We start from the raw sequence: 22,202 nt of genomic DNA on the forward strand, positions 1-22,202 counted from the left end.
ACGCGGCCCGCGACGCGGGAGTGCCGTGGCCCTGCATGATGACCGCCGCCGTCTCGGCCTACCTGCACCGGCTCACCGGCGCGGAGGAGGTCGTGCTCGGCCTCCCCGTCACCACCCGGCTGGGCAAGGCCGCCCGCGGCGTGCCCGGCATGGTCTCCAACGTCCTGCCGCTCCGGGTTCCGGTGAGTCCGGCCGACACGCTCCCCCAGCTGCTGGAACGGATCTCCCGCGAGATGCGCGGCGCCATGAGGCATCAGCGCTACCGCTACGAGGACCTGCGACGCGATCTGCAACTGCTCGGCAGTGACGAGCGTCTGACCGGACCCCAGGTCAACATCATGATGTTCGACTACGCCCTCACCTTCGGCGAGCACCGGGCAACGGTCCACAACCTCTGCATCGGCCCCGCCGACGACCTGTCGGTCATCGTCTACGACCGCACCGACGGCCAGGGGCTGCAGATCGACTTCGACGCGAACCCGGAGCTCTACTCCGAGCGCGAACTCGCGTCCCACCTGGAGCGCTTCGTCGGGTTCCTGGCGGAACTGGCCGATGCCCCGGCCGACCGGGCCGTCGGCGCCCTCGACGTGGCCACCCCGGCGGAGCGCGACGTCGTCCTGGCCGCCGGCGTGGGTGCGGTGGTGGACCAGGCCGGCACGGACAAGCCGTCGCTGGCGGAGCTGTTCGAGGACCGCGCCGCCGGCACACCCGACGCGGTCGCCGTGGTGTGCGGTGACCGGTCGGTCTCGTACCGCGAGTTGAACACCTCCGCGAACCGGCTGGCACGCCGCCTGATCGCCACCGGTGCCGGACCCGGCCGGTACGTCGGCCTGGCCCTGCCCAGATCCATCGACCTCGTCACCGCGCTGCTCGCCGTCCTCAAGTCCGGCGCCGCCTACGTGCCCATGGACCCCGACTACCCCGCCGACCGCCTGGCCCACATGGTCGCCGACTCCGCCCCCGCCCTGGTGGTCACCACCTCCGCGGTGGACCTCGCGGGCGTCGACTGCGGCACCGCCACCGTCCTCGTCCTGGACGACCCGCACGTGCTGTCCGACGTGGCCGCCCTGCCCGGCACCGACCTCACCGACGCCGAACGCGGCGGCCCGCTCTGCGCCGGCTCCGCCGCCTACGTCATCTACACCTCCGGCTCCACCGGCCGCCCCAAGGGCGTGGTGGTCCCCCACGGCAACGTGGTGCGCCTCTTCACCGCCACCGACCCCTGGTTCGGCTTCGGACCCGACGACGTGTGGACCCTCTTCCACAGCTACGCCTTCGACTTCTCCGTCTGGGAGATCTGGGGCCCGCTGCTGCACGGCGGCCGCCTCGTGGTCGTGCCCTTCGAGGTGTCCCGCTCACCGGAGGACTTCCTGGCCCTGCTGGCCGACCAGAAGGTCACCGTCCTCAACCAGACGCCCTCCGCCTTCTACCAGCTGATGCGCACCGACGCCGACCACCCCGACCTGGGCGCACGCCTGGCCCTGCGCTACGTGATCTTCGGCGGCGAGGCGCTCGACCTCTGGCGCCTTCAGGAGTGGTACGACCGCCACCCCGACCACGCCCCCCGCCTGGTCAACATGTACGGCATCACCGAGACCACCGTCCACGTCACCCACCGCGCACTGGACCAGCTGACCGCCAAGTCCGCCGCGGGCAGCCTCATCGGCCGGGGCATCCCCGACCTCGGGGTACGGGTGCTGGACTCCGCCCTCCGACCCGCCGCGCCGGGTGTCGTCGGTGAGATGTACGTGGCCGGCGCGGGCCTGGCCGACGGCTACCTGGGCCGGCACGCCCTGACCGCCGAGCGCTTCGTCGCCGACCCGTACGGCCCGCCCGGCAGCCGGATGTACCGCACCGGCGACCTGGCACGCTGGGACCACGACGGGGAGCTGGAGTACCTCGGCCGCGCCGACCACCAGGTCAAGATCCGCGGCTTCCGCATCGAACTCGGCGAGATCGAGGCCTGCCTCGAGTCCCACGAGGACGTCGTCCAGGCGGCCGTCGTCGTCCGGGAGGACCGGCCCGGTGACAGAAAACTGGTGGGCTACGCCGTCATGGCCGACGGCCGGGACAGCGATCAGGCCGCGCTCCGGGACCACCTGGCCGCGCTGCTGCCCGACTACATGGTGCCCGCCGCGTTCGTCACGCTCGACGCCCTGCCGCTGACCTCCAACGGCAAGCTCGACCGGAAGGCGCTGCCCGCTCCCACGGTGGTCGCCCCCACCGCCGGCCGTGCCCCGACCACCCCGACGGAGGAGACGCTCTGCGCCGTCTTCGCCGAGGCGCTCGGTGTACCCGCCGTCGGCCCGGACGACAACTTCTTCGACCTGGGCGGCGACTCGATCGTCTCCCTCCAGGTGATCGCCCTCGCTCGCCGTGCCGGACTGCGGCTGACCACCCGCGACGTCTTCAAGCACCGCACCCCGGCCGCCCTGGCGGCCGTCGCGGCCACCGGCTCGGCGGCCGCCGAGCCGGTGCGGGACGAGCCCGTCGGCCCGCTCGTCGCCACCCCGGTCGTCCACTGGCTCGCCGGCCGCGGCGGCAGCATGGACCGCTACCACCAGTCCACCCTCGTCCAGGTCCCCGCCGGTCTGCGGCAGGAGCACCTCACCGCGGCCCTGCAGGCACTGCTGGAGCGCCACGACGCCCTGCGGACGCGTGCCGTGGCCACCGGAGACGGTGGTTGGACCCTCGAGGTGGCCCCGGCGGGCTCGGTCGAGGCACGGGACACTCTGCGGCGCGTCGGAGTCCCGGACACGGCCGCCGGCCTCCCGCCGGAGCTGCTCGACGAGCGGGCCGACGCCGCCGTCGCCGAACTCGCCCCGTACGACGGCGTGATGCTGCGGACGGTGTGGTTCGACGCCGGACACGAGGCTCCCGGACGGCTGCTGCTGGTCGCCCACCACCTCGTGGTCGACGGTGTCTCCTGGCACATCCTGCTGTCCGACCTCGCGGAGGCATGGCAGGCCGCCGCTGCCGGACGCGCCCCCGCCCTCCCCGTACGGAACCTCCTTCCGGACCTGGGCCCGCGAGCTCCAGCAGTTGGCCCACCGCCCCGAGCGGGTGGCCGAGGCCGAACTGTGGCAGCACCTCGCTTCCGGGCCGGACCCGCTGCTGGGCAGCCGTGCCGTGGACCCGGTGCGGGACACGGCGGCGACGGTGCGCTCGCTCACGGTGTCGCTGCCGGCCACGGAGACGTCGGCACTGCTGGGCGAGGTGGCGCGGGTGTTCCGCGCCCGTGCGCACGAGGTGCTGCTGGCGGGGCTCGCGCTGGCGGTGCCGAGGTGGCGCCGGGCGCGTGGCGTGGACACCGCCGAGGTGCTGCTGGACGTGGAGGGGCACGGCCGGGAGGACGTGCTCGGCGGCGTGGACGTGTCGCGGACGGTGGGCTGGTTCACCAGTCTGTTCCCGGTCCGTCTGGACGCCGGCGGAGAGAACGCCGGGGACGCGTTGAGGCGCGTCAAGGAGCAGATACGGGCGGTGCCGGACAACGGCATCGGTTTCGGTCTGCTGCGTCATCTGCACCCGGTGGCGGGGGCCGCGCTCGAGGGCCTGCCAACTCCGCAGATCGGCTTCAACTACCTCGGCCGCGTCGGTGGTGCGACGGGCGGCGACTGGAGCCCGGTGGCCGGGGAGCGGGCGCTGACGGGCGCCGACGATCCGTCGATGTCCGTGGCCCACACCGTCGACCTCAACGCGTACACCCAGGAGACCGCCGAGGGCCCGGTGCTCACCGCCGTGTGGAACTGGGCCGGCGGCCTGCTCACCGAGGCAGAGGTGAGCGGTCTGGCCGACCTGTGGTTCCAGGCTCTGCGGGAGCTCGTGGACGCGTCCTCGCACCCCGGAGCGGGCGGCTTCACCCCTTCCGACGTGCCGCTGGTTCGGCTCACCCAGGAGCAGATCCGGAGCATCGAGGCCGCGTACCCGGCGACCGCGGACATCCTCCCGGTGACGCCGCTCCAGCAGGGACTGCTCTTCCACACCCTGTTCGACGAGGGCGGTCCGGACGTCTACACAGTCCAGTTCCTCTACGACCTGGAGGGCCGGCTGGACGCCGCGGCCCTGCGGGGCGCGGCCGAGGAGATGCTGCGCCGTCACCCCGGTCTGCGCGCGGCCTTCCGGCTCGACGGGCTGGACCATGCCGTCCAGGTGATCCCCGAGTCGGTGGAACTGCCCTGGGTGGAGATGGACCTGCGGCACCTGGACGCGACCGAGCGGCAGACCGTCCTGGACCGGATGCTGCAGGAGGACCGCGCCGGCCGCTTCGACCTGGCGGCCCCTCCGCTGATGCGCTTCCTGCTGGTCACGCTCGCCGACGACCGGCACCGGCTGGTCTTCACGCACCACCACGTCCTGCTCGACGGCTGGTCCATGCCGCTGTTCGTCCGGGAACTCCTCGACCTCTACGCGGGCCGGACCCCGGACCGCACCCCGCCCTACCGGGACTACCTCGGCTGGCTGGCCGAGCAGGACGCGTCCGCCACGGCGAGCGTCTGGCGCGAGGCGCTCCAGGGGCTCGAGGAGCCCACCCTCCTCGCCCCCTCGGTCCCCGACCGGCAGCCGGTCATGCCCGACCAGTTGCTGACCGACCTGCCCGCGGATCTGACCGCGCGGCTCCTGGGCACCGCACGCGAACACGGCCTCACCCTCAACACTCTGCTCCAGGGTGCATGGTCCGTGGTGCTGAGCCGGCTGACCGCGCGCGACGACGTCGTCTTCGGAGCTACGGTCTCCGGCCGGCCGCCGCAGGTTCCCGGTGTGGAGTCGATGGTCGGCCTGTTCATCAACACCCTGCCGGTGCGGGTCCGGATCATGCCCGGGGAGAGCGCCGTCGCGTTCCTGACCCGGCTGCAGGACGAGCAGACCCGGCTGATGGAGCACCAGCACCTCGGTCTCGCCGACGTTCAGCGGATCGTCGGGATCGGCGAGCTCTTCGACACCATCACCGTGCTGGAGAACTACCCGCTGGACCCGGCGCAGCTGCGGGTGCCCGGCCTCGCCGTCACCGGCATCGACGGCCGGGACGCCACGCACTACCCGCTGAGCCTCGCCGTGATGCCCGGCGAGCGGCTGCACCTGCGGATCAACTACCGGCCCGACCTGTTCGACGCCGACGCCGTCCGGCAGTTGGTGGGTCGCTTCCAGGCGGTCCTGGAGTTCTGGGCGGACCGTCCGCAGGAGCCGGTGGGCCGGATCGACATCCTGCCCGCGGCCGAGTACGAGCACCTGGTCCGCGGTGTCAACAGCACCGCGCGTGACGTCCCGTACGACACCTTCCCGCAACTGTTCTCCGCGCAGGTCACCGCCGCCCCCGACGCCCCGGCCGTACGCTTCGGCGACCGGGTGATGACCTACGGGGAGCTGGACGAACGCACCGACCGGCTCGCGGCCGTGCTGGCCGGACGGGGTGTCGGCCCCGAGCAGATCGTGGCCGTCGCGGTGCCGCGTTCGGCTGAGCTCGTCGTGTGCGTGCTCGCCGTCCTCAAGGCGGGTGCCGCGTACCTGCCGGTCGACCTCGACTATCCGGCCGACCGCGTCGCCTACATGCTGAAGGACTCCCGGCCCACGCTGATCATCACCACGTCGGCGGTGGCGGACGCGATCCCCGGTGACGTACCGCAGCTCCTCGTGGACCGCCCGGACGATCTCGCCGGGCCCGTCGCGCCCGTCGTCCCGGCGGAAGTCACGAGCCCCGCGTACGTGATCTACACCTCCGGTTCCACCGGCCTCCCGAAGGGCGTGGTGGTCTCCCACTCCGGCGTGTCGAGCCTGATCGCCGCCCACATCGAGCGCTTCGAGGTCGGACGGGGCTGCCGTGTGCTGCAGTTCGCCTCGCCGTCGTTCGACGCCGCGTTCTGGGAGCTGACGATGGCGCTCCTGTCCGGGGCCGCCCTGGTCGTGGGCACCGCGGAGGAGCTCACCCCCGGCCCGGCCCTGGCGGAGTTCACCGCACGGCACCGGGTCACCCACGCGACGCTGCCGCCGGTGGTCCTCGGGGCCGCCTCCCCCGGCGACTTCTCCTCGATCTCGACGCTGGTCGTCGCGGGTGAGGCCACCGCCGGCGAGATGGTCGAACGCTGGTCGGCCGGCCGCCGGATGGTCAACGCCTACGGCCCGACCGAGACCACAGTCTGCGCGACGATGAGCTCCCCCTCGGCGGCGGCGGACTGCCGCCCATCGGCGGTCCCGTCGTCAACGCCCGGGTGTACGTCCTGGACGCCCACCTCCGTCCGGTGCCGCCCGGCGTCGTGGGCGAGCTGTACATCGCCGGAGCCGGTCTGGCCCGCGGATACCTGGGCCGCCCGGACCTGACGGCCGACCGCTTCGTCGCCGACCCGTTCGGCGCACCGGGCACGCGGATGTACCGCTCGGGCGACGTCGTGCGCTGGAATCACGACGACCAGCTCGAGTTCCTCGGCCGGGTCGACCACCAGGTCAAGGTGCGCGGTTTCCGGATCGAGCTGGGCGAGATCGAATCCGTGCTCGCCGCCCTGCCGCAGGTCGCCCAGGCCGTGGTCGTGGTGCGTGAGGAGCCCGGCGGCCCCGCCGGCTGGTGGGCTACGCGGTACCGGCCGAGGGCACGGCGGCCGACCCCTCGGAGCTCCGCTCCGCGGTCGCTCGCCAACTTCCCGACCACATGGTGCCCTCCGCCGTCGTCGTGCTGGACACGCTGCCGCTGACCCCGAACGGCAAGCTGGACCGTGCGGCACTGCCCGCCCCCGGGACCTCCGCCGACACCGGCCGCGCCGCCGCCACGGAGCGGGAGAGGATCCTGTGCGAACTGTTCGCCCAGGTGCTCGGCCTGCCCGCGGTGGGAGCCGAGAGAAGCTTCTTCGACCTGGGCGGCGACTCCATCGTCTCCATCCAGCTCGTCTCCCGGGCCCGTGCCCGCGGCCTCGTCATCACCCCGCGCGAGGTCTTCGTCCACCGCACCGCCGCCGCCCTGGCGGTCGTCGCCCGCACCACCGAGGGCGACACCCCGGAGGAGGCCGCCCCGGAGAACGCGGACGACGGCCTCGGCCCGCTGCCGCTCACCCCGATCATGCACTGGCTGCGCACCAGGCCCGGCACCGTCGACGCCTTCAGCCAGTCCGTGCTGGTGCGGACCCCTGCCGGTGCGACGGAGAAGAACCTCACCGCCGCTCTCCAGGCCGTGCTCGACCGGCACGACATGCTGCGGGTGAGGCTGACCCGTCGTGGACCGCTCTGGGGTCTGGCAGTGGGCGACCGCGCCAGCGTCACGGCCGCGTCCGTGCTCTCCCGCGTCCCCGCGGACGGTACGTGGGACGAGGCGTTCGGGAAGCTCGTCGCCGAGCACGCGGCGCAGAGCCGCGCCGCGCTGGCGCCCGAGGAAGGCGCCGTGCTCCGGGCCGTCTGGTTCGACGCCGGTCCGGACACGGCGGGCCGACTGCTGCTGACCGTGCACCACCTGGCCGTCGACGGGGTGTCCTGGCGGATCCTGCTGCCCGACCTGTCGGCCGCCTGGGACGCCGTCCGCGCGCAGCGCGCCCCGCGTCTTCCGGCCGTCGGCACCTCCTACCGCCGCTGGGCCGAGCAGCTCACCGCCCTCGCCCAGGAACCGGAGCGGCTCGACGAGCTCGGTTTCTGGACCGACATGCTCGCCGTGCCCGACGCACCGCTCGGCGACCGGCCGCTCGATGCCCGCCGGGACACCGTCGCCACCGCCCGCAGCCTCTCGCTGACCCTCCCCCCGCAGGCCACGGCACCGCTGCTCACCAGCGTGCCCGCCGATTTCCGCACCGGTGTCGGCGAGGTCCTGCTCTCCGGTCTCACCCTCGCCGTCACCGAGTGGCGCCGCCGCCGCGGCCACGACACGGCGGCGGGAGTCCTGATCAACCTGGAGGGCCACGGCCGCGACGAATCGCTGACCGGTGCGGACCTCTCCCGTACCGTCGGCTGGTTCACCAGCCTGCATCCCGTGCGCCTGGAGGCGGACAGCCGGCAGGACCCCGCGGAGACCGTCAAGCGGGTCAAGGAGCGGCTGCTGGCCGTCCCCGACGGCGGTGTCGGCCACGGGCTGCTGAGCCACCTCAACCCGCAGACGGCGATGCTGCTGCACGGCCTGGCGGCTCCGCAGATCGGCTTCAACTACCTGGGCCGCTTCGGCGCCCTGGGCGACGGGGACTGGGCCCCGGCGGGTGACGCGGGTGTGATCGGCGGCGGCGCCGACGACGACATGGCCATGCCCCACGTCATGGAGATCAACGCCGTCACCCAGGACGGCCCCGAGGGGCCGCACCTCGTGGCCACCTGGACCTGGGCCGGCGAGATCCTGGAGGAGTCCGCGGTCCGCGAACTGGCCGAGCTGTGGTTCGAGGCGCTGCAAAGGCTCGCCGCCCCGACCGGTCCGACCGGTCCGGCCGGTGGCCTCACCCCCTCCGACCTGCCGCTCGTCTCCCTGGAACAGCACCACATCGACATGCTGGAGGCCGACCGGCCCGGCCTCGCGGACGTCCTGCCGCTGGCCCCGCTCCAGGAGGGCCTGCTCTTCCACAGCCTGCTGGACGACCAGGCCCCGGACGTGTACAACGTCCAGCTCCACATGGACCTCGCCGGTCCCCTGGACGTCGCGGCGCTACGCTCCGCAGCCGCCGGGCTCCTGGCCCGGCACCCGAACCTGCGGGCCTGCTTCCGCGAGGACGGGCTGCCGCACGCCGTGCAGCTCGTGCCGAACTCGGTGGAACTGCCCTGGACCGACGTCGACCTCGTCCACCTCGGCGAGGCGCAGCGCGCCACCGAGCTCAGCCGGGTGATGGAGAGGGACCGGACCGCACGGTTCGACGTGACCACCGCACCGCTGATCCGCTTCACCCTCGTCCGGCTCGGCGCCGAGCGCCACCGGCTCCTTCTCACCAACCACCACATCCTGCTCGACGGCTGGTCGATGCCCGTCCTGCTCGAAGAGCTGTTCGCGCTCTACGAGACCCGTGGGGACGCCTCGGCGCTGCCTCCGGCCCCGGCCTTCTCCGACTACCTGACGTGGCGGGCCGGACTGGACGACGAGCCGGCGACAAGTGCCTGGCACACCGCGCTGGACGGGCTGGAGGAGCCCACCCTGCTCGTGCCCGGGCCCGCCGACGCCACCGTGACGCCCGGCCGGGTCTCCCGGTGGCTCTCCGAGGAGTCCACGGCCGAGCTGACTGCCCTCGCCCGCAGGAACGGCTTCACCCTCAACACCCTGGTCCAGGGCGTGTGGGCGCTGACGCTCGCCGGGCTCACCGGCCGGCAGGACGTGGTGTTCGGCGCCACGGTCTCCGGTCGTCCCCCGGAGGTCTCCGGCATCGAGTCGATGGCCGGTCTCTTCATCAACACCTTGCCCGTCAGGGTCCGGCTGCGTCACGACGAGACCGTCGCGGAGCTGCTCACCCGTCTGCAGGCAGAGCAACTGGAGCTGATGGACCACCAGTACCTCGGCCTGTCCGAGATCCAGCGCATCGCCGGCCACGGCGAACTCTTCGACACGCTGGCGGTACTGGAGAACTATCCCCTGGACCCGGAGAAGCTGCGGGCCCCGGGGGCACTGGACGTCACCCACATCGACGGCCGCGACGCCACCCACTACCCGGTGACGTTCGTCGTTCTGCCGGGTGAGCGGCTGGAGTTCCGCCTCAACCACCGGCCGGAGCTGCTGCCGGCGGACCGGGCCGAGGCCATGGCCGACCGGCTGACGAACCTGCTGGCCCGTGTCACCGCCGAACCGGACCTCCTGGTCGGCCGGCTGGACCACACCACCGAGGCCGAGCGTGAGCGCGTCCTCCACACGTGGAACGGCGCACGCCGCGCGATCGAGCCCCGGACGTTCCCGGCGTTGTTCGAGGCGCAGGTGGCCCGTACCCCGGACGCCCCGGCGGTCGTGTCCGACGACGGTTCGCTGTCGTACGCGGAGCTGAACGAGCGGGCCAACCGGCTCGCCCACCACCTCATCGGGCGGGGCGTGGGCCCGGAGCGGATCGTCGCCCTGCTGCTGCCGCGCTCGGTGGACATCGTCGTGGCCCGGCTGGCGGTGATGAAGGCGGGCGGCGCGTACGTGCCGGTGGACCCGGACTACCCGGCCGACCGGATCGCCTACATGCTCGAGGACGCGGAGCCGGTGCTGGTCGTGACGACCGGCCACGAGGCGGACCGTGTGCCCGAGTCCGCGACGGCAGGCCGGGTGGTCCTGGACCGGCTGGACCTGGCCGCCGAGCCGGTGACGGACCCGGTGGACACGGACCGGCCGACGGAGCTGACCGTGGATCACCCGGCGTATGTGATCTACACGTCCGGCTCGACGGGACGTCCCAAGGGCGTGGTGGTCTCCCACCACGGCCTGGCGGCCTTCGCGACGGTGCTGGCCCAGCGGTGCGCGGTCGGTCCGCGGAGCCGGGTGCTGCAGTTCTCGTCGCCGAGCTTCGACGCCTCGGTGCTCGAACTCTGCATGAGCCTGCCGTGGGGCGCGGCCCTGGTGGTCCCCCCGCCCGGCCCGCTGGCCGACGAGGCGCTCGGCCGGGTCCTCGCGGACCGCGCCATCACGCACGCGCTGATCCCGCCGGCCGCACTGGCCACGGTCCCCGCCATGGACCTGCCGGACTTCCGGACGCTGATCGTGGGCGGCGACGCCACCGACGCCGCCCTGGTGGACCGCTGGGCACCGGGCCGCCGCATGGTGAACGCCTACGGCCCGACCGAATCCACGGTCGTGGCGACGCTCAGTGAACCGCTGGTCGCGGGCGCCGGCTCGGCGCCGCCCATCGGCACCCCGATCGACAACACCCGGGTGTACGTGCTGGACGCGGCGTTGCGGCCGGTCGCCCCGGGTGTGGCGGGAGAGCTCTATCTCGCGGGCGAGCAGCTGGCCCGCGGCTACCTGGGGCGCGCGGCGCTGACCGCCGAGCGGTTCACCGCCTGCCCGTACGGCGGGCCGGGCAGCCGCATGTACCGCACCGGAGACCTGGTCCGCTGGGGCTCCGACGGGACGCTGGAGTACCTGGGCCGCGCCGACGACCAGGTCAAGCTGCGCGGCTTCCGGATCGAACTCGGCGAGATCGAGACCGCGCTCACGGCCTGTGCGGGTGTCGACCGGTCCGTCGTCCTGGTCCGTGAGGACCGGCCCGGCGACAAGCGACTCGTCGCCTACACCGTCCCCGACACCACCCCCGCCCCGGACGCCGGTGCGCTGCGTGCCGCGCTCTCCGCCGCGCTGCCCGAGTACATGGTGCCGTCGGCCTTCGTCACCCTCGACGCCCTTCCGCTCACCGCCAACGGCAAGCTGGACCGCAAGGCGCTGCCCGCGCCCGAGGCCACCGCCACCGGTCGCACCTCGCGTGCTCCGCGCACACCGCGCGAGGAGATCCTCTGCGCCCTGTTCGCCGACGCTCTCGGCGTGCCGGAGGTCGGCCCCGACGACAGCTTCTTCGAACTCGGCGGGCATTCACTGCTCGCCACCCGTCTCACCGGCCGCATCCGGGTGGCGCTGGGCGCCGAACTCCAGGTGCGTGCCCTCTTCGAGGCTCCGACCCCGGCCCGTCTCGCCACTCTCCTGGACGGCGGGACCGTGACCCGGCAAGCGCTCGGGCTCATGCATCGGCCCGAGACGGTTCCGCTCTCGTACGCGCAGCAGCGGCTGTGGTTCCTCGGCCGTTTCGAGGGCCCGGGAGCGACCTACAACATACCGCTGGCGCTGCGGCTCACCGGCTCGGTGGACGCTGCCGCGCTGGGCGCGGCCCTGCAGGACGTGGTCGGCCACCACGAGGCGCTGCGCACCGTCTTCCCCGACACCGACGGCGTGCCGCACCAGCGCGTTCTCGACGCGGACGACACCCGGGCCGAATGGACGGTCGTCGACGTGGACGCGGACGGGCCCGGTCTGGACGCGCTCCTCGCCGAGCAGGTACGGCGCAGCTTCGAGCTGGCACGGGATCTGCCGCTGCGGGCGACGCTGTTCCGGGTCGGCGAGCAGGAGCACGTACTGCTGCTCGTGCTGCACCACATCGCCGCCGACGGGTCCTCGCTGGCCCCGCTGGCGCGTGATCTGTCGGTGGCCTACGCGGCGCGGTGCCGCGGTGAGGCACCGGCCTGGAACGAGCTGCCGGTGCAGTACGCGGACTACGCGCTGTGGCAGCGGGAGGTCCTCGGCTCGGAGAGCGATCCGACCAGCGTGGTCTCCGGCCAGCTGGAGTTCTGGCGCCAGGCGCTGGCGGGGCTGCCGGAGGAGCTGTCCCTCCCGGTGGACCGGCCGCGTCCGGCGCACGCCTCCTACCGCGGGGACGTGGTGCCGTTCGTGCTGGACGCCGAGGTGCACGCGGGACTGGCCGCGCTGGCCCGGGAGTCCGGCGCGAGCCTGTTCATGGTCCTGCAGGCCGCCGTCGCGGTGTGGCTGGGCAAGCTGGGCGCGGGCACGGACGTGCCGCTGGGCACCCCGGTCGCCGGGCGCACCGACAGCGCGCTGGACGACCTGGTCGGCTTCTTCGTCAACACCCTGGTGCTGCGCACCGACGCGTCGGGCGATCCGACCTTCCGGGAACTGCTGGGCCGCGTGCGGGAGACCGACCTGGAGGCGTACGCGCACCAGGACATCCCCTTCGAGCGTCTCGTCGACCTGGTGAGCCCGGAGCGCTCGCTCTCCCGCCACCCGCTCTTCCAGGTCATGCTCACCCTGGACAACGACGCGCGCGGGAACCTCGCCCTGGCCGACGTCGACGCGGAGATCCTTCCGCTGGGCACCGGTGCGGCCAAGTTCGACCTCGCGCTGAGCTTCGGCGAGCGCAGGGTCGACGACGGTTCGCCGGCCGGGCTGGACGGATTCGTCGACTTCGCCCTGGACCTGTTCGACCGGGCCACGATCGAGACCTTCATCGGCCGGCTGGAGCGGGTGCTCCGGGCGGTGGTGGCCGACCCCGACACCCGGGTCGGCACCCTGGACGTCCTGTCCGCCGGGGAACGCACCGACATCCTCACCACCTGGAACGACACCACCACCCCGGTCCTCACCGGCACCCTGCCCGAACTGTTCCAGGCCCAGGCGACCCGCACCCCCTCGCACACCGCCCTGCTCGACGCGGGCGGCGAGACCCTCACCTACACCCAGCTCAACCAGCGCGCCAACCGCCTGGCCCGGCACCTGATCGGCCACGGCGCCGGACCCGAGCGCGTGGTCGCCCTCGTGCTGCCCCGCTCCGTGGAACTCCTCGTCGCGGAACTGGCCGTCCTCAAGACGGGCGCCGCGTTCCTGCCCATCGACCCGGCACACCCCGCCGAACGCATCGCCTACACCCTCGACGACGCCGACCCGGTCCTCGTCCTCACCGATCTGACCGAACTCCCGGACACGACCAACGCACGCACCGTCCTGCACCTCGGGGACCTCCCGCCCGGCGACCACGCACTCCACGACGCCACCGACCTCACGGACGCGGACCGGCTGTCGCCGCTGAAGGTGACCCACCCGGCCTACGTGATCTACACCTCGGGCTCCACCGGCCGCCCCAAGGGCGTCGCCGTCACCCACACCGGCGTCGGCAACCTCGCCTCCGCCCAGATCGACCGCTTCGCCATCACGAGCGACAGCCGCGTGCTGCAGTTCGCCTCCCCCAGCTTCGACGCCTCCATCTCCGAGGTCTTCTCCGCCTGGCTGTGCGGCGCCACCCTGATCACCGCCACCGCCGAGCACCTGCGCCCCGGCCCCGACCTCGCCCACACCGCCCGCCACCTGCACGTCACCCACGCCACCATCCCCCCGCCGCCCTGGCCGCGATGGACCCCACCGACCTGCCCGGACTGACCACCCTGGTCGTCGCCGGCGAGGCCGTCCCCGCCCAGGTCGTCGCGGACTGGGCACCCGGCCGCCGCATGATCAACGCCTACGGCCCCACCGAAACCACCGTCTGCGCCACCATGAGCACCCCGCTCACCGGCACCCGACCGGACACCGTGCCCATCGGCACACCCCTGACCAACACCCGCGTCTACGTCCTCGACGCCGCCCTGCGCCCCGTCCCCCGGCGTCACCGGCGAACTCTACGTAGCCGGCCCCGGCCTGGCCCGCGGCTACCTGGGCCGCCCCGAGCTGACCGCCGAACGCTTCACCGCCTGCCCCTACGGCACCCCCGGCGAGCGGATGTACCGCACCGGCGACCTGGTCCGCTGGACCGCACCCGGCGAACTCACCTACCTGGGCCGCACCGACGACCAGGTCAAGCTCCGCGGCTACCGCATCGAACCCGGCGAGATCGAAGCCGCCCTCCGCCACCAGGACGGCATCCGCCAGGCCGCCGTCACCGTCCGCGAGGACCGCCCCGGCGACCGCCGCCTGGTCGCCTACATCACCACCGACCCCCACACCCCCGCCGACCCGGCGACGCTCCGCGACGCCCTCCGCACCACCCTGCCCGAGCACATGGTCCCGGCCGCGATCGTCACCCTCGACGCCCTCCCCCTGACCGTCAACGGCAAACTCGACCGCACCGCCCTCCCCACACCCACCTACGGCAGCACCTCGGGCGCAGGGCGGGCACCCTCCGGGCCTGCGGAGACATCGCTGTGCGCGATCTTCGCCGAGGTGCTCGGGGTGGAGACCGTCGGCGTCGACGACGGCTTCTTCGACCTCGGCGGCGACTCCATCGTCTCCATCCAGCTCGTCGCCCGCGCCCGCAAGGCCGGGCTCGGCATCACCGCCCGCGATGTCTTCCAGCACCGGACCGTCGCCGCGCTCGCGGAGGTCGCCGAGGCCGCCACCGCGCACGCGGCGGAGGACCCGGACGCGGGCATCGGCCCTGTCGACACCACGCCGATCGTCGCCTGGCTCTCCGAACTCGGCGGCCCCACCGACCGGTTCAGCCAGTCGATGCTGCTGCAGATCCCCGCGGGAACGCGTCAGGACCAGCTCACCGAGGCGATGCAGGCCCTCCTGGACCGTCACGACGCACTGCGCAGCCGCCTGCACCGCCGCGCCGACGGCTGGTCCCTGGAGGTGCTCCCGCGCGACGCGGTCCGGGCCACCGCCCTGATCCGGCGTGCCGACGCGCTCGGCATGAACGAGGCCGCCCTGCGGGAGACCATCGTCCGGCACCACGACATGGCGCAGGCGGCCCTCGCCCCCGAGGACGGCGTCATGCTGCGGGCCGTGTGGTTCGACGCCGGGGACGAGGCTCCCGGACGGCTGCTGCTGACCGCCCACCACCTCGTGGTCGACGGAGTGTCGTGGCGCATCCTCCTGGACGACCTGGCCACCGCGGGGGCGGCCGCCGCCGCGGGCCGTCGGATCGAGCTCGACCCGGTGCCGACCTCGCTGCGCACCTGGGCCCGGGAGCTCACCGCTCACACGGCCGAGCGCACCGGCGAACTGCCTTTCTGGGAGCGGACCCTGACCGGCCCCGACCCGTTGCTGGGCGACCGTCCCGCCGACCCGGCCCGCGACACCATGGGGACCGCCCGGTCGCTGTCGGTGTCGCTGCCGGCCCAGGTGACCTCGGCGCTGCTGGGCGAGGTGTCCCAGGTGTTCCACGCCCGGGCGAACGAGGTGCTGCTGGCGGGGCTGGCACTGGCGCTGCCCAAGTGGCGCCGGGCCCGTGGCCTCGACGGTGACGACGTGCTGCTCGACATGGAGGGCCACGGCCGGGAGGACGTCCTGGCCGGCGTCGACGTGTCGCGGACGGTGGGCTGGTTCACCAGCCTGTTCCCGGTGCGTCTGGAGGCGGGCACCGACGGTGTCGACGCCGCGGTGAAGCGGGTCAAGGAACAGCTGCGGGCGGTGCCCGACAACGGCATCGGCTACGGTCTGCTGCGCCACCTCGACCCGGGGGCACGGTCCGTGCTCGCCGAGCTGCCCGTACCGCAGATCGGTTTCAACTACCTGGGCCGCATGGGCGGTACCGCCGGGCCGGCCGACTGGGCCCTGGCTGCCGAGTCGGACCTGCTGGTGGGTACCGGCATCGCCGACGAGGCGATGGCCGTACCGCATCCGCTGGAGATCAGCGCCGTCGTCCTCGACGGGCAGGACGAGGGTCCCGAGCTCACCGTCACCTGGGTGTGGGCCGAGGGCCTGCTGGACGAGGCCGCCGTCAGGGCGCTCTCGGCCGACTGGTTCGACGCGCTGCGGGACATCGTCGCGCACGCCGCCCTGCCCGGAGCGGGCGGCTTCACCCCGGCCGACCTGCCGTTGGTGGAGCTCAGCCAGGAGCAGATCGACCGGATCGAGGAGGCGCACCCCGCGCCGTCCGACATCCTGCCGGTCGCGCCGCTCCAGGAGGGGCTGCTCTTCCACGCGATGTTCGACGAGGGCGGACCGGACGTCTACAGCGTCCAGTTCTCCTTCGGGCTGGACGGGCCGCTGGACGCCGGTGCTCTGCGGACCGCCGCCGAGTCGCTGCTGGCGCGCCACGACAACCTGCGGGCCGCGTTCCGCCTGGACATCGCGGACCGCCCGGTCCAGGTGATCCACGCCGGCGTGGATCTGCCCTGGCAGGAGGCCGACCTCAGCGGACTGGACGAGGCGGCGCAGCGGGCCGGGGTGGAGCGGATCCTCGCCGAGGACCGCGCCACCCGTTACGACCTGGCCGTCGCGCCCCTGCTGCGCTTCACCCTCGTGAAGCTGGCCGACGAGCACCACCGGCTGGTGTTCAGCAACCACCACGTCCTGCTCGACGGGTGGTCCATGCCGATCGTGTTCGGCGAACTGTTCACCCATTACGCCCGGAACATCGGCGCCGACCGCGACCTGCCACGCGTCACCCCGTACCGCGACTATCTGACCTGGGTCGGCGAGCAGGACCGCGCCGTGGCCCTGGACGCCTGGCGGAGCGCGCTGGACGGAGTGGAGGAGCCGACGCTGCTGGTCCCTGACGACTCCGCGGCCCGGGGAACGGGCCACGAGGCGGAGGTGCCGCGGCAGCTGCCCTTCGAGTTGTCGGATGACTTGACCGCGCGGCTCCAGGAGTGGGCCCGCCGGACCGGACTGACGCTCAACACCGTGGTGCAGGGCGTGTGGGCGGTACTGCTGGCCCGGTTGACGGGACGGGACGACGTGGTGTTCGGCGCCACCGTCTCCGGCCGGCCGCCGGAGGTGCCCGGCATCGAGTCGATGGTCGGCCTGTTCATCAACACGGTGCCGGTACGGATCACCGTCGACCCGGCGGAGACCGTCTCCGCCCTGCTGACCCGGGTACAGGCCGCGCAGAGCGGGCTGATGCCGCACCAGCACGTGCAGCTCTCCGAGATCCAGGGCCTCGTCGGCATCGGTGACCTCTTCGACACCCTCACCGTGTTCGAGAGCTATCCGATGGACGCCGGGGTGCTGGAACTCCCCGGCACCGGGCTGCGGGTGTCCGACGTCGACGGCGCGGACGCCACCCACTACCCCGTCACGCTCGCGGCGCTGCCCGGGGATCGGCTCCGGCTGCGGCTGGAGTACGCTCCGAGCCGCTTCCCGCAGGACCGCGCACAGGCATTGGCGGCCCGGCTGACCGGGCTGTTCGAAGCGGTGGCCGAGACCCCGGACCGTCCGGTCGGCCGACTGGACGTGCTGACCGCGCAGGAGCGCGAGACGGCGCTCGCCGGCGGGAACGCGCTCATGCACCCGGTGCCCGGGCACCCCGTCCAGACGCTGCTCGAGGGCCTGGCCACCCGCACGCCCGACGCGACCGCCGTCGTCTTCAACGGCACCACGCTGACCTGCTCGGAGCTCAACGAGCGGGCCAACCGGCTGGCCCGGCTGCTCATCGGGCGGGGCGTCGGACCGGAGCGGATCGTCGCGCTCGCGCTGCCGCGCGACCCCCAGGTGCTGGTCGCGATGTTCGCGGTGCTGAAGGCCGGTGCCGCCTTCCTGACGGTTGACCCCGGGCTTCCGGCGGACCGCATCGCCTACCTGCTCCAGGACTCCGCGCCCGCGGTGGTGCTGACCGACAGCGAGGGGGACGCCCGCTTCACGGCCGACGGTCTCGGCGCGGGCATCCCGCGCCTGGTGCTGGACACGGAGGAGACCGGCCGGGAACTGGCCGCCGCCCGTCCGCAGGACGTGGTGGACGGTGACCGCACCGCGCCGCTGACTCCCGCCGCCCCGGCGTACGTCATCTACACCTCGGGCTCCACCGGCCGTCCCAAGGGCGTGGTCGTCCCGCACCACAGCCTGGTCAACCTGTTCCTCGGCCACAAGGAGACGCTCTTCGACCGGCACGCGCGGGCCGAGAGCCCCGAAGGCCGCTTCCGGGTGGCGCTGACGGCCGTGTTCTCCTTCGACACCGCCTGGGACGGCGTGCTGTGGATGCTCGACGGCCATGAACTCCACCTGATCGACGACGACACCCGTCGCGATCCGGAGGCTCTGGCCGGCTACATCGACCGGGAACGCGTCGACTTCCTCGACCTCACCCCGGCGTTCGCCGGGCAGCTGGTGGAGGCGGGCATGCTGGCCGACGGCCGGCACCACCCGGCGGTGCTGATGCTCGGCGGCGAGGCCCTCGGCCCCGACCTGTGGTCACGTCTGCGCGCTGCCCCGCGCACCACCGCGTACAACTTCTACGGCCCGACCGAGGCCACCATCGACAGCGTCTTCCTACCGCTGTCGGAGAGCGAGAAGCCCCTGGTGGGCCGGCCGGTACGCAACACCCGGCTGCATGTCCTCGACGGACACCTGCGGCCCGTCCCGCCGGGGGTGACCGGTGAGCTGTACCTCGCGGGCGACCAACTGGCCCGCGGGTATCTGGGCCGACCCGACCTGACGGCCGGCAGCTTCGTGGCCAACCCCTTCGGGGAGCCCGGCTCCCGCCTGTACCGCACCGGCGACCTGGTGCGGACGACGGCGGACGGGCTGCTGGAGTACCAGGGCCGGATCGACGATCAGGTCAAGGTCCGCGGTTTCCGCATCGAGCTCGGCGAGATCGAGTCCGCGCTGACCGCCGGCCCGAGGTGGCCGCGGCCGCCGTCGTGGTCCGTGAGGACACCCCCGGTGTCCGCCGCCTGGTCGGTTACGCGGTCCCGGCCGCCGGCGCCGCCCCGGAGCCCGCGGTGCTGAGGGAACAGCTGGGGCGGTCCCTGCCCGAGTACATGGTCCCCGCGGCCGTCGTCCTGCTGGACGCGCTGCCGCTGACGGCCAACGGCAAGCTCGACCGCAAGGCGCTGCCCGCACCGGACTTCTCGGCGCAGGCGACGGGCCGTGCGGCGGGCAACCCGGTCGAGCAGGCACTGTGCGCGCTCTTCGCCGAAGTGCTCGGACTGCCCGAAGTCGGGGTCGACAGCAGCTTCTTCGACCTCGGCGGGGATTCCATCGTCTCCATCCAGCTCGTCGCCCGCGCCCGCGCCGCCGGCCTGGTGTTCTCCCCGAAGGACGTCTTCACCCACCGGACCGTCGCCGCCCTGGCGCCCGTGGTCCGCGAGGCGAAGGACACCCCCGCCGAGGACCCGGACGCCGGTATCGGCACCCTGCCGGCCACCCCCGTCATCCGCTGGCTCCAAGAGCACGGCGGGGCCACCGAGGGGTTCGTGCAGTCGATGCTGGTGCAGGTACCGGCCGGACTGGGCCTGGAGCACCTGACCACAGCCGTCCAGGCCGTCCTGGACCACCACGACACACTGCGCATGACCGTGACCCGCGGCGAGGGCGGCACGCCCTGGTCGCTGGAGATACCCGCCCGCGGCAGCGTCCCGGCCACCGAGGCCGTCGTCCGTGTCCCTACGGGCGGCTTCACCGGTGCGGACCTGGAGGCACTGATCGCCGCGGAGGCGGAGGCCGCCTGGCGCGGACTCGACACGGCCGCCGGACGGATGCTCCGGGTGGTCTGGTTCGACGCCGGGCCGTCGGCCCCGGGCAGGCTGCTGATCACCGCCCACCACCTGGTCGTCGACGGCGTGTCCTGGCGCATCCTGCTCCCGGACCTCGCCGCTGCCTGGCAGGCCGCCGCCGACGGCGAACAGCCGCGTCTGGCGTCGACCGGAACCTCCTTCCGCCGCTGGGCGCAGCGCCTCACCGAGGCCGCCGCCGAGCGGGAGGACGAGGTGGAGCTGTGGCTGGAGATGCTGTCCGAGGAGGAGGCACCTCTCAGCGGACGCCCGCTCGCAGAGTCCGACACCGCGGCCGGAGCACGCTCGCTCACCCTGAGCCTGCCGGCCGACCGCACCGAGCCGCTGCTCACCGACGTCCCGGCCGCGTTCCACGGGGGAGTCAACGACGTACTGCTCACCGGGCTCGCTCTGGCCGTGGCCCAGTGGCGTCGCCGCCGGGGTCTCGGCGAGGACGGAGCCGTCCTCGTCGACCTCGAGGGCCATGGCCGCCAGGACGTGGTCGGTGGCGCCGACCTGTCCCGTACGGTCGGCTGGTTCACGACCGTGTATCCGGTACGGCTCGACCCCGGGCAGCTCGACCCGGACGAGGTGAGGACCGGCGGCGCGGCTCTGGGACGCGCCGTGAAGCGGGTCAAGGAGCAGCTGCGAGCCGTGCCGGACCACGGCATCGGTCACGGCATGCTGCGCCACCTCAACCCGGCCACGGCCCCCCTGCTGGCCGAGTACCCGGACCCCCAGATCGGTTTCAACTACCTCGGGCGCATCGGTGCTCCGGGCGCCGAGGGCCAGGACTGGGCCGTGGCACCGGAATCGGCTGCCCTGACCGGAGCCGCCGCCGGCGACCCGGACACCCGACTGGCACACGCCATCGAAATCAACGCCCTCGTCAGGGACCTTCCCGAAGGTCCCGAACTGAACGTCACCTGGACCTGGCCCGACGGGCTGTTCCCCGAGCGGGACATGCGGGATCTGGCGGACAACTGGTTCGACGCCCTGGAGGCGCTGGCCCGGCACGCCGCCGCACCGGAGTCGGGCGGCCACTCGCCGTCGGACATGCCGCTGGTGAACCTGTCGCAGGCACAACTCGATCTTCTGGAAAGCACGTGGAGGAAGTCGTCATGAATGGTGCGGGACTTGAGGACGTCCTCCCCCTGTCACCGATGCAGGAGGGCATGCTGTACCATGCCCTGCTCGACGAGCAGGAGCTCGACGTGTACGGCGGTCAGATCGCCTTCGACTTCGAGGGCGATCTGGATGTGGCGGCCCTGAAGGCGGCCGCCGCCGCCCTGCTCCGGCGGCACGCGAACCTGCGCGCCGGGTTCCTGCACGAGGGGTTCGACAAGCCCGTGCAGATCATTCCCCGCGAGGTGGAGCTCCCCTGGCAGGAGATCGATCTGACGGACGTGGCGGCCGAGGACGAGCCGCACCGCCTCGAGGCGCTCATGGTCGCCGACCGTGCCCAGCACTTCGACCTGACCGCGCCGCCGCTGGTGCGCTTCAGCCTCGTGCGGCTCTCGGCCGGCGGTTCCGTTTCGTGCTGGCGAACCACCACATCCTGCTCGACGGCTGGTCGATGGCGATCATGCTGCGGGAGCTGTTCTTCCTGTACGCGCAGGGCGGTGACGACACCGGGCTGCCGCGGGTCACGCCGTACCGCGACTACCTCGCCTGGGCCGCCGCGCAGGACCGCGACGAGGCGGCGAAGGCCTGGGGCCGGGCCCTCGCCGGGGTCGAGGAGCCCACCCTGCTGGCTCCGGCCGCCCCGGCGGCCGCCACCGAGCCGCCGCACTACCACCACCACGAGCTCTCCGAGGAGCTGACCGCGGCGGTCGCGGCTCTGGCGCGCCGTCACGACCTCACGGCCAACACCGTGGTGCAGGCCTCCTGGGGCGTCCTGCTGGGCCGTCTCACCGGCCGGGACGACGTGGTGTTCGGCAGCACCGTCTCCGGCCGCCCGCCGGAGATGGCCGGCATGGAGAACATGGTCGGCCTCTTCATCAACACCCTGCCGGTCCGCGTCCGCCTGGACACCGGGCAGTCCGTCGCCGACCTGCTGCGCCGTCTCCAGGACGAGCAGTCGGAGTTGATGGACCACCAGCACTACGGCCTCTCCGACATCCAGTCCCTCCTCGGCGGCGGCGAACTCTTCGACACCATCACCGCGTTCGAGAGCTACCCGGTCGACACCGACAGCTTCTCCGAGCCCGTGGACGGACTGCGCGTCACCGGCGTGCACACCACCGACGACAACCACTACCCGTTCAGCCTGGCGATCCTCCCCGGCGAGCGGATGCGGCTGCGCATGGGCTACCGCCCGGATCTCTTCACCGCCGGACAGATGGAGCTCATCGGCCTGCGGCTCCAGCACATCCTGGAGAGTTTCACCGACGCCCCCGAGCAGCTCCTGGGCCGCCTCGACGTCCTCACCG

Annotated in this window: 4 protein-coding genes and 3 pseudogenes; all 7 read left to right on the top strand. The window is 73.2% G+C overall.

The window, feature by feature from the left end:
• Positions 1 to 20: 20 nt before the first annotated feature.
• A pseudogene (locus WJ438_RS08505) lies at positions 21 to 2,924 on the top strand (non-ribosomal peptide synthetase); the annotation flags it as partial.
• Complete coding sequence (locus tag WJ438_RS08510) at positions 2,920 to 6,312, top strand: condensation domain-containing protein (RefSeq protein WP_406724671.1); 3,393 nt, start codon at positions 2,920 to 2,922, stop codon at positions 6,310 to 6,312. The pseudogene WJ438_RS08505 and the gene WJ438_RS08510, both read left to right, overlap by 5 nt.
• Positions 6,204 to 6,680: a hypothetical protein gene (locus tag WJ438_RS08515; protein ID WP_406724672.1), complete on the top strand. Its 477-nt coding sequence runs from the start codon at positions 6,204 to 6,206 to the stop codon at positions 6,678 to 6,680. The genes WJ438_RS08510 and WJ438_RS08515 overlap by 109 nt, the downstream gene beginning before the upstream one ends.
• A pseudogene (locus tag WJ438_RS08520) lies at positions 6,605 to 13,944 on the top strand (amino acid adenylation domain-containing protein); the annotation flags it as partial. The gene WJ438_RS08515 and the pseudogene WJ438_RS08520, both read left to right, overlap by 76 nt.
• A 172-nt stretch (positions 13,945 to 14,116) precedes the next feature.
• On the top strand, positions 14,117 to 19,006 hold the full coding sequence (locus WJ438_RS08525; RefSeq protein WP_406724673.1) for an amino acid adenylation domain-containing protein: 4,890 nt from the start codon (positions 14,117 to 14,119) through the stop codon (positions 19,004 to 19,006).
• Entirely contained in the window at positions 18,901 to 20,895 is a 1,995-nt protein-coding gene (locus WJ438_RS08530; RefSeq protein ID WP_406724674.1) for a condensation domain-containing protein, read from the top strand. Before WJ438_RS08525 ends, WJ438_RS08530 begins: the two co-directional genes overlap by 106 nt.
• 50 nt (positions 20,896 to 20,945) lie before the next feature.
• A pseudogene (locus tag WJ438_RS08535) lies at positions 20,946 to 22,165 on the top strand (condensation domain-containing protein); the annotation flags it as partial.
• Positions 22,166 to 22,202: the final 37 nt, after the last annotated feature.

Source organism: Streptomyces sp. GD-15H, from assembly GCF_045291515.1.
Classification (GTDB): Bacteria; Actinomycetota; Actinomycetes; order Streptomycetales; family Streptomycetaceae; genus Streptomyces.